This is a genomic window from Streptomyces populi (assembly GCF_002911015.1).
Taxonomy (GTDB): Bacteria; Actinomycetota; Actinomycetes; order Streptomycetales; family Streptomycetaceae; genus Streptomyces; species Streptomyces populi.
Map to the genome: position 1 here is coordinate 1 of NZ_KZ627020.1, position 8941 is coordinate 8941.

8 protein-coding genes are annotated in these 8941 nt (G+C 72.9%); 5 read left to right on the plus strand and 3 right to left on the minus strand.

Translation table 11 applies throughout. The annotated features are described in order from the left end of the window. Nucleotides 1–121: 121 nt before the first annotated feature. On the plus strand, nt 122–667 hold the full coding sequence (locus CW362_RS40860) for a TetR/AcrR family transcriptional regulator (RefSeq protein ID WP_206301214.1): 546 nt from the start codon (nt 122–124) through the stop codon (nt 665–667). Nucleotides 668–852: 185 nt separating this feature from the next. Here CW362_RS40860 and CW362_RS40865 read toward each other — a convergent pair whose 3' ends face one another. Both CW362_RS40865 and CW362_RS40870 read right to left on the minus strand, forming a co-directional pair. Then, nucleotides 853–1821 carry a DeoR/GlpR family DNA-binding transcription regulator gene (locus CW362_RS40865; RefSeq protein ID WP_103554654.1) on the minus strand — a complete coding sequence of 323 codons (969 nt, stop codon included), beginning with the start codon at nt 1819–1821 and terminating at the stop codon, nt 853–855. A gap of 167 nt (nt 1822–1988) precedes the next feature. Next, nucleotides 1989–3437 carry an NAD(P)H-quinone dehydrogenase gene (locus CW362_RS40870; RefSeq protein ID WP_103554655.1) on the minus strand — a complete coding sequence of 483 codons (1449 nt, stop codon included), beginning with the start codon at nt 3435–3437 and terminating at the stop codon, nt 1989–1991. Between the two features lie 107 nt (nt 3438–3544). Between CW362_RS40870 and CW362_RS40875 the strand changes: the two genes are divergently transcribed. The 4 genes from CW362_RS40875 to CW362_RS40890 all read left to right on the plus strand — a co-directional run bounded on the left by CW362_RS40875 (nt 3545) and on the right by CW362_RS40890 (nt 8199). Next, nucleotides 3545–3982 (plus strand): gamma-glutamylcyclotransferase family protein, encoded by a 438-nt coding sequence (locus CW362_RS40875; RefSeq protein ID WP_103554656.1) that lies wholly within the window; start codon nt 3545–3547, stop codon nt 3980–3982. 278 nt (nt 3983–4260) lie between these two features. Beyond that, nucleotides 4261–5085: a purine-nucleoside phosphorylase gene (locus tag CW362_RS40880; RefSeq protein ID WP_103554657.1), complete on the plus strand. Its 825-nt coding sequence runs from the start codon at nt 4261–4263 to the stop codon at nt 5083–5085. An 83-nt stretch (nt 5086–5168) separates the two neighbouring features. Beyond that, nucleotides 5169–6800, plus strand: coding sequence for a phospho-sugar mutase (locus tag CW362_RS40885; RefSeq protein ID WP_103554658.1), 1632 nt, complete (start codon nt 5169–5171; stop codon nt 6798–6800). A 178-nt stretch (nt 6801–6978) separates the two neighbouring features. Further along, nucleotides 6979–8199, plus strand: a complete 1221-nt coding sequence (locus tag CW362_RS40890) for a hypothetical protein (protein WP_376453056.1) — start codon at nt 6979–6981, stop codon at nt 8197–8199. Between the two features lie 103 nt (nt 8200–8302). On the opposite strand, the gene CW362_RS40895 is transcribed toward CW362_RS40890, so the two are convergent. Then, complete coding sequence (locus CW362_RS40895) at nt 8303–8737, minus strand: hypothetical protein (RefSeq protein ID WP_240658322.1); 435 nt, start codon at nt 8735–8737, stop codon at nt 8303–8305. Between the last annotated feature and the right edge of the window lie 204 nt (nt 8738–8941).

Genomic DNA, 8941 nt, shown 5'->3' on the forward strand with positions numbered 1-8941 from the left:
GTGGCATCCTGGAGCGCAGCCGGGCGGTGGGAGAGGGCAGGTGGAGGCCATGGTGGGCGCGACCGCGAGGGAGTCGGCCGGGACGTCCGGGGCCGTCCCGGTCCCGGGAGCGCCGCGCGTGATGCGCGCGGACGCCCGGCGCAATCACGGACGGCTGCTCGCCGAGGCGCGCTCCGCGTTCGCCGAGCACGGCACGGACGCGTCCCTGGAGGACGTGGCCCGGCGCGCGGGAGTCGGGATCGGCACGCTGTACCGGCACTTCCCGAATCGGCACGCCCTGATGAGCGCGGTCTTCGAGGAGGCCGTGAGCGATCTGCTGGCCCGCTCGCGGGAGTTGCTCGACGCCCCGCAGCCCTGCACCGCCCTGGTGAAGTGGCTGCGCGAGATCGTCACGCACGCGAGTGAGTACCGGGGGCTCGCGCGCGCCCTCATGTCGGCCTCGCGGGACGAGGGTTCACACCTCGCCCGGTGCAGCGGCCCGATGCGTGAGGCGGGCAGCGCCCTGCTGCTCCGCGCCCAGGAGTCGGGGGCGGTACGCCCCGACGTCTCGATCGGCGACCTCCTCCAGCTGACCAACGCGATCGCGCTGGCGGCGGAGGAGACCCCGGACGACCCCGCGCTGGCCGACCGGCTGCTGAACCTGACCCTGCGCGGCCTGAAACCGTGAGCCGACCCGGCCGACCTGCCCGACACCGCGACCGACCCGGCTGGGCAAGCGCGTACGGCGTGTCGCACCGACTGGACGGCCCGACACCGCGTGTCGCACCGGCTGGACGGCCGCACCCTGCGGGCCGCACCGGCTGGGCGGCCGGACCGGGGTCCGCCGTCGGCGTCACCGGCCGCCGACGCCGCTCAGCGGCGTCGGAGATCGGCCACCCGCGCCCTTTCGGCCGGGGGCTGGTCCCCCATCACCGTCGCGCTCCGTAGTTGCGGTCCCGAGCCCGGGCCCACCTGGCCGCGGCGCGGGCCCGGGAGGGGTACGTCCCGACGCGGCTGGCGCCCCGCCGGGAGCGGATCCCCTCCCGCACCGCCCGGCGCCGACGCCCCGGCCACCGCGATCTGTACGCCCTGATCGGCCAGGGCCTGCAGTTCGGTGGCCGCCCGGTCGTCGTGGGCGGGCGGTTCGTCCGTGACCAGGCGGGTGATGAGGTCGGTCGGCACGGTCTGGAACATGGTGTCCGTCCCGAGCTTGGTGTGGTCGGCGAGGACCACGACCTCCGCGGCCGCCTGGACGAGGGCGCGGTCCACGGACGCCGAGAGCATGTTGGACGTGGAGAGTCCCCGCTCGGCGGTCAGACCGCTCCCGGACAGGAACGCCCGGGAGACGCGCAGCCCCTGGAGGGACTGCTCCGCACCCGAGCCGACCAGGGCGTAGTTGGAACCGCGCAGGGTGCCGCCGGTCATCACGACCTCCACGCGGTTGGCGTGGGCCAACGCCTGGGCCACCAGCAGGGAGTTGGTGACGACGGTCAGACCGGGCACCCGCGCGAGCCGGCGGGCCAGCTCCTGCGTGGTGGTACCCGCCCCCACCACGATGGCCTCGCCCTCTTCGACGAGACCCGCGGCGAGATCGGCGATGGCCGTCTTCTCGGCGGTCGCGAGATGCGATTTCTGCGGAAAGCCGGACTCCCGCGTGAAACCGCCCGGCAATACCGCACCGCCGTGCCGGCGGTCGAGGAGTCCTTCTGCCTCCAGCGCGCGCACGTCCCGCCGTACGGTCACTTCGGAGGTCTGGACGACGCGGGCGAGTTCACGGAGCGACACGGCCCCGTTCGCTCGCACCATTTCGAGGATCAATTGGCGACGTTCTGCAGCGAACACGAAACTGACAGTAACCCCAACGACCGTCTGCTTTCAGCAGTTTGCGCCGAATAACAGAAGTTGTTCGCATGGCATGGTGTCCAGTGGTATACGTGTCCACTCGCGCCGCTCATGCCCCGCGCACGGTCACCGACTCCCCGCGACCGGCGGGGAGTCGGCCCAGGTCGTCAGCCCTCGCCCGCGGTCTTCCGGGTGTGCAACTGCCGTGCCACCTCGGCGATCGAGCCGGACAGGGAGGGGTACACGGTGAACGCGTTCGCGATCTGTTCGACCGTCAGATTGTTGTCGACCGCGATCGAGATGGGGTGGATCAGCTCCGAGGCGCGCGGGGAGACGACCACGCCGCCGACCACGATGCCGGTGCCGGGACGGCAGAAGATCTTGACGAAGCCGTCGCGGATGCCCTGCATCTTGGCGCGCGGGTTGCGCAGCAGCGGCAGCTTCACGACCCGGGCGTCGATCTTGCCCGCGTCGACGTCCGCCTGGGTGTAGCCGACGGTGGCGATCTCGGGGTCGGTGAAGACGTTCGAGGAGACCGTCTTCAGGTTCAGCGGGGCCACCGCGTCGCCGAGGAAGTGGTACATGGCGATGCGGCCCTGCATGGCGGCGACGGAGGCGAGGGCGAAGACGCCGGTCACGTCACCGGCCGCGTACACGCCCGGGGCGGTCGTGCGCGAGACCTTGTCGGTCCAGATGTGCCCGGAGTCGCGGACCTTGACGCCGGCCTCCTCCAGGCCCATCCCGCTGCTGTTCGGGATGGCGCCGACGGCCATCAGGCAGTGCGTGCCGCTGATGACCCGGCCGTCGGCGAGCGTGACCTCGACCCGGTCGCCGACCCGCTTGGCGGACTCGGCGCGGGAACGGGCCATGACGTTCATGCCGCGGCGGCGGAAGACGTCCTCCAGGACCGCGGCGGCGTCCGGGTCCTCGCCCGGCAGCACGCGGTCACGGCTGGAGACGAGGGTGACGCGGGAGCCGAGCGCCTGGTAGGCGCCGGCGAACTCGGCGCCGGTGACACCGGAGCCGACCACGATGAGTTCCTCGGGCAGCTCGTCGAGGTCGTAGACCTGGGTCCAGTTCAGGATGCGCTCGCCGTCGGGCTGCGCGTCGGGCAGCTCGCGCGGGTGCCCGCCGGTGGCGATGAGCACGGCGTCGGCGGTGAGGGTCTCCTCGGTGCCGTCCGCGGCGCTCACGACGACCTTGCGGGAGCCGTCCAGGGCCTGCATGCCCTCCAGCCGCCCGCGGCCGCGCAGGACCCGGGCGCCGGCACGGGTCACCGAGGCGGTGATGTCGTGCGACTGGGCGAGCGCGAGGCGCTTCACACGCCGGTTGACCTTGCCGAGGTCGACGCCGACCACCTTGGCCGCCTGCTCCAGCGGCGGGGTGTCGTCGGCGACGATGATCCCCAGCTCCTCGTAGGAGGAGTCGAACGTCGTCATCACCTCGGCCGTGGCGATGAGAGTCTTCGACGGTACGCAGTCGGTGAGCACCGACGCCCCGCCCAGACCGTCGCAGTCGACGACGGTCACCTCCGCGCCGAGCTGCGCGGCCACCAGCGCCGCTTCATATCCGCCGGGTCCGCCACCGATGATCACGATCCGAGTCACGTACTCCATTGTCCCGCACGCTTCAAGGTGCTTCCGCCCAGGGGCCCCGGGACCGGGGCATCCGCGCCACTTTGTTACGCGAGAGGCGTACGTGTCGCTGCCGTACCCTCGATCTCATGTCGCTCTACGCCGCGTACGCCGGCAATCTCGATTCGCGGCTCATGACGCGCCGCGCCCCGCATTCGCCGCTGCGCGCCACGGGCTGGCTGAACGGCTGGCGGCTGACCTTCGGCGGCGAGCACATGGGCTGGGAGGGGGCGCTCGCGACGATCGTCGAGGCGCCGGGATCCCAGGTCTTCGTGGCGCTGTACGACATCGCGCCGCCGGACGAGGACTCCATGGACCGCTGGGAGGGTGTCGGCCTCGACATCTACCGGCGGATGCGTGTACGTGTGCACACACTGGAGGGCGAGGAAGCCGCGTGGGTGTACGTACTGAACGGGTACGAGGGAGGACTGCCCTCGGCGCGTTACCTGGGCGAGGTCGCGGACGCCGCCGAGTCCGCGGGGGCGCCGCACGACTACGTCATGGAGCTGCGCAAGCGGCCCTGCTGACGCCCGCTCCACCGGCGCGCCCCGCCGCTCCGCGGCGGAATCCGTGCCGCTCCGCGGCGGTTTTCCCACCGGCCCACCCGTCTCGCTCCGTGGCGAGGGTGCCCTCGTCACCCCGCCGCTCCGCGGCGTGTCTCCCACCCGCCCGTCTCGGTCCGTCATGACGTGCCCTCGCCGTGGCCTCGGTCTCACCCATTTGTCGGAAACGACAAGACAACGATCGCAAGACCGTGAGCCCCGTCATCTACGCGCGTAGGCCCAGACCGGCTACGCTCTTGCGCGTGAACGCATCTCTTCTTCCGGACGACATCCAGGGCGACCCCCACGCCGCCGCCGACGCCGCCGCCACGCGCCTGCGTGAGCTGACGGGCGCCGAGACCCACGACGTCGCCCTCGTGATGGGCTCCGGCTGGGCTCCCGCCGTGGACGCCCTCGGCACCCCCGAGGCCGACTTCCCGGTCACCGAGCTGCCCGGCTTCCCGGCACCGGCCGTCGAGGGACACGGCGGCAGGATCCGCTCGTACCGGATCGGCGACAAGCGCGCCCTGGTCTTCCTCGGCCGCACCCACTACTACGAGGGCCGCGGTGTCGCCGCCGTCGCGCACGGCGTCCGTACCGCCGTCGCCGCCGGCTGCAAGACCATCGTCCTCACCAACGGCTGCGGCGGTCTGCGCGAGGGCATGCGCCCCGGTCAGCCCGTGCTGATCAGCGACCACATCAACCTGACGGCCACCTCGCCGATCGTCGGCGCGAACTTCGTGGACCTCACCGACCTGTACTCGCCGCGCCTGCGCGCGCTGTGCAAGGAGGTCGACCCCACGCTGGAGGAGGGCGTCTACGCCCAGTTCCCCGGCCCGCACTACGAGACGCCCGCCGAGATCCGGATGGCCCGTGTCATCGGCGCCGACCTGGTGGGCATGTCCACGACCCTCGAGGCCATCGCCGCGCGCGAGGCGGGCGCCGAGGTGCTCGGCATCTCCCTCGTCACCAACCTCGCCGCCGGCATGACGGGCGAGCCCCTCAACCACGAGGAAGTCCTCCAGGCGGGCCGCGACTCGGCCGCGCGCATGGGGGAACTCCTGACCCAGGTGCTGGATCGTCTGTAGACGACAGGGTGGTCGCCCCCGGCGCCGGGGGCGGGACGACCCGGCACACGGAAGCCGTACGACCGAAGAGAGGTGCACCCCAGGTGCAGGACGACACCGTCGCGCGGGCCAAGGCGTGGCTGGCCGAGGACCCCGACCCGGAGACCCGTGACGAACTCGCCGAGCTCATCGAGGCGGAGGACGTCAAGGAGCTGTCCGTCCGCTTCGGCGGGACGCTCCAGTTCGGCACCGCGGGTCTGCGCGGTGAGCTCGGCGCGGGGCCCATGCGGATGAACCGCAGCGTGGTCATCCGGGCAGCGGCCGGACTCGCCGCGTATCTCAAGGCCAAGGGGCGGACCGGCGGACTCGTGGTGATCGGCTACGACGCCCGCCACAAGTCCGCGGACTTCGCCCGGGACACGGCGGCCGTGATGACGGGCGCGGGACTGCGCGCCGCCGTCCTGCCCCGGCCGCTGCCCACCCCCGTCCTCGCCTACGCCATACGGCACCTCGGCGCGGTCGCGGGCGTGGAGGTCACCGCCAGCCACAACCCGCCCCGCGACAACGGGTACAAGGTCTACCTCGGCGACGGCTCGCAGATCGTCCCGCCGGCCGACGCGGAGATCGCCGCGGAGATCGCCGCGGTCCGCGCGCTCGCCGACGTGCCCCGCCCCGACTCCGGCTGGGAGACCCTCGACGAGAGCGTCCTGGACGCCTATCTGGCCCGTACGGACGCCGTCCTCGCCGAGGGCTCGCCGCGCACCGCCCGCACCGTCTACACGGCGATGCACGGCGTCGGCAAGGACGTCCTGCTCGCCGCCTTCGCGCGGGCCGGGTTCCCGGAGCCGGTGCTCGTCGCCGAGCAGGCCGAGCCCGACCCGGACTTCCCGACCGTCGCGTTCCCCAACCCGGAGGAGCCCGGCGCGATGGACCTCGCGTTCGCGGCCGCCCGCGCGGCGGAGCCTGACCTGATCATCGCCAACGACCCGGACGCCGACCGGTGCGCCGTGGCCGTGAAGGACGGCGCCGACTGGCGCATGCTGCGCGGTGACGAGGTCGGCGCGCTGCTCGCCGAGCACCTGGTGCGGCGCGGCGCGCGCGGCGTCTTCGCCGAGTCGATCGTCTCCTCCTCCCTGCTCGGCCGGATCGCCGAGGGCGCGGGCCTGCCGTACGAGGAGACCCTCACCGGCTTCAAGTGGATCGCCCGCGTGGAGGGGCTGCGGTTCGGGTACGAGGAGGCGCTCGGCTACTGCGTCGACCCCGAGGGCGTACGCGACAAGGACGGCATCACCGCCGCGCTCCTCGTCACGGAGCTGGCCTCGGAGCTCAAGGAGCAGGGCCGGACCCTGCTCGACCTCCTCGACGACATCGCCGTCGCGTACGGGCTGCACGCCACCGACCAGCTCTCGGTGCGGGTGGAGGACCTCTCGGTCATCGCGAACGCCATGCGCCGGCTGCGCGAGCAGCCGCCCACGGAGCTCGCGGGCCTGGCCATCACGAAGGCCGAGGACCTGACGCGGGGGACGGACCGGCTGCCGCCCACGGACGGCCTGCGCTACACGCTGGACGGCGCCCGGGTCATCGTCCGCCCGAGCGGCACCGAGCCCAAGCTGAAGTGCTACCTGGAGGTCGTGGTGCCCGTCGACGGCCACGACGCCCTCCCGGCGGCCCACGCGAAGGCGGCCGAACTCCTGACGGCGATCAAGCGGGACCTGTCGGCCGCGGCCGGCATCTGACCGCCTCCGTCCAGGGCCCCGGTGCGGCGGCGCGTCCGCCGCACCGGGGCCCTGACACGCGCGCCCACCCTCCTTACGGGTGATTTCCGCACGGCACTTGACGCAGCGCTCCCGTGCGCCACCGGACGACCGAGGAACGGTTACCGGCAGCGCACCATCGAGTCCCAGGAGCCGCCGCGTGCCCTCGACCGATTCCCGGCCGACGTCCGCCCCGCCCCGGAACGCCCCGGGCGGGACCGTCCCCGGCGTCCCGGCCGCCCGGCGCGCGCCCGGCGCGGCCGGTCTCCTCGCCGTGGTCCACGCCCCGCTGCGGCACGCGGCCCCCGCCCTCCTCGCCTACGCGGCGGTCCGCCTCACCGGTCTGCTCACCCTCGCGCTCTGGGCCCACCGCAGACATCACGGCGTCTGGCCGGTCCTGGCGGCGCAATGGGACGCGAACTGGTACCTCGGCATCGCCGACCACGGCTACGCGCGCCAGCTGGGCACCGCGTTCGACGCGAACAACCTGGCCTTCTTCCCGCTCTACCCGGTCCTCGTCAAGGCGGTCGCGGTCCTGACGCCCGGCTCGCGCGCCTCGACGGGGCTGGCGATCGCGGTCGTGTGCTCGTTCCTCGCCGCCTGGGGCGTCCACGCGGTGGGCAGCCACCTGCACGGCCGTCGCACGGGCGTGCTGCTGACCGTGCTGTGGGCGGCCCTGCCCGTGGGCCTGGTCCAGTGGATGGGCTACACGGAGTCGCTGTTCACCGCGTTCGCCGCGTGGGCGCTGTACGCGGTGCTCACCGGCCGGCTGCTGTGGGCGGCCTCGCTGGCGGCGCTGGCGGGGCTGACCCGGCCCACCGGTGTCGCGGTGGCCGCCGCCGTGACCGTGACCGCGCTGCTGTCGCTGCGCCGGGGCTTCACCGTCCGGGCGCTCGCCGCGGCCGCCCTGGCTCCGGCGGGCTGGCTCGCGTACGTGGGCTGGGTGGGTCTCAGGCTGGGCCGCTGGGACGGCTACTTCGCCGTGCAGCGGCTGTGGCACAACGACTGGGACGGCGGTGCGGAGACCGTGCGCCGGCTGCGGGAGGTGCTGGCGCAGAACTCCTCGCCCGAACTGTTCCTGGTGATGGTGACCGTGACCCTGCTGGCGGCGGTGGCGCTGTACGCGCTCTGCGCGGGGGACCGCCAGCCGGTCCCCCTGCTGGTCTTCACCGGGATCCTGCTGCTGATCGTCCTCGGCAGCGGCGGCGTCTACTTCCCGCGCGCCCGCTTCCTGCTCCCCGGTTTCCCGCTGCTGCTCCCCGTGGCCCTCCACCTGACCCGCGCCTCACGCCGCTTCCGCGCCCTGTTCCTGACGGCCGCGGTACTGGGTTCGGCGTACTGCGGCGCGTACATGGTCCTGGTGTGGCCGAGCGCGCCCTGACCCCGCGTCCGCGCCGGTCCCGCCCGCTGTTCCCCCGCCTTCCGCGGGCGCGCCCGGCCAGCCGCGGTCGCGGGCGGGCCGGGCGCCGTTCGTCCGCGGACCCTCAGCAGGTTCCCGCGCGGCTGTAGGCACCGAGCTGTTCGAGCGTGGTGTTGTTCGACTCGTACGCGTTGTACACACTCGGTGTCCCGCTGTACTTCAGCAGCGACTCGTCGTTGGCGTGCACGACCGGCATCACATAATTCCCCCAGATGACGGCGACCCGCTCCCCTCGCCGCACGTACGGGGAGAGCAATTCCGCCGCCATCCTCGTCCAGTGCTCCTCGTCGTCCCACCAGAGACGTTCTCGATACGAGGTGGATTCGAAGTCGATCACGTCCCCGGAGGCCGCCGGAAACCTGTTCAGGGTCGCCGCCGCCAGTTCGCGGTCCTCGGCGAGATTCAATCTCACGACCTGACGGCCGTCGGAGTCGTGCGGGTCGTTCATGAAGTCCGGAAGGTATTCCGGACGGCTCGCGTAGGAATTTTTGCCGGTCATGCGCTCCGCCTCGGCGGGTCGAAATGCTCCCGCAGGGGAACCCCGCGGCCCGTTTTCGAGGTCGGGCTTCGCCGCCGATGGGCGGGTCCGCCCGTTTTCGGGAGGGGGCCCGTTTTCGGGAGGGGGCCCGTTTTCGGGAGGGGGCCCGGTTCCGGGAGGGGGCCCGGTTCCGGGAGAGGGCCCGGTTCCGGGAGAGGGCCCGGT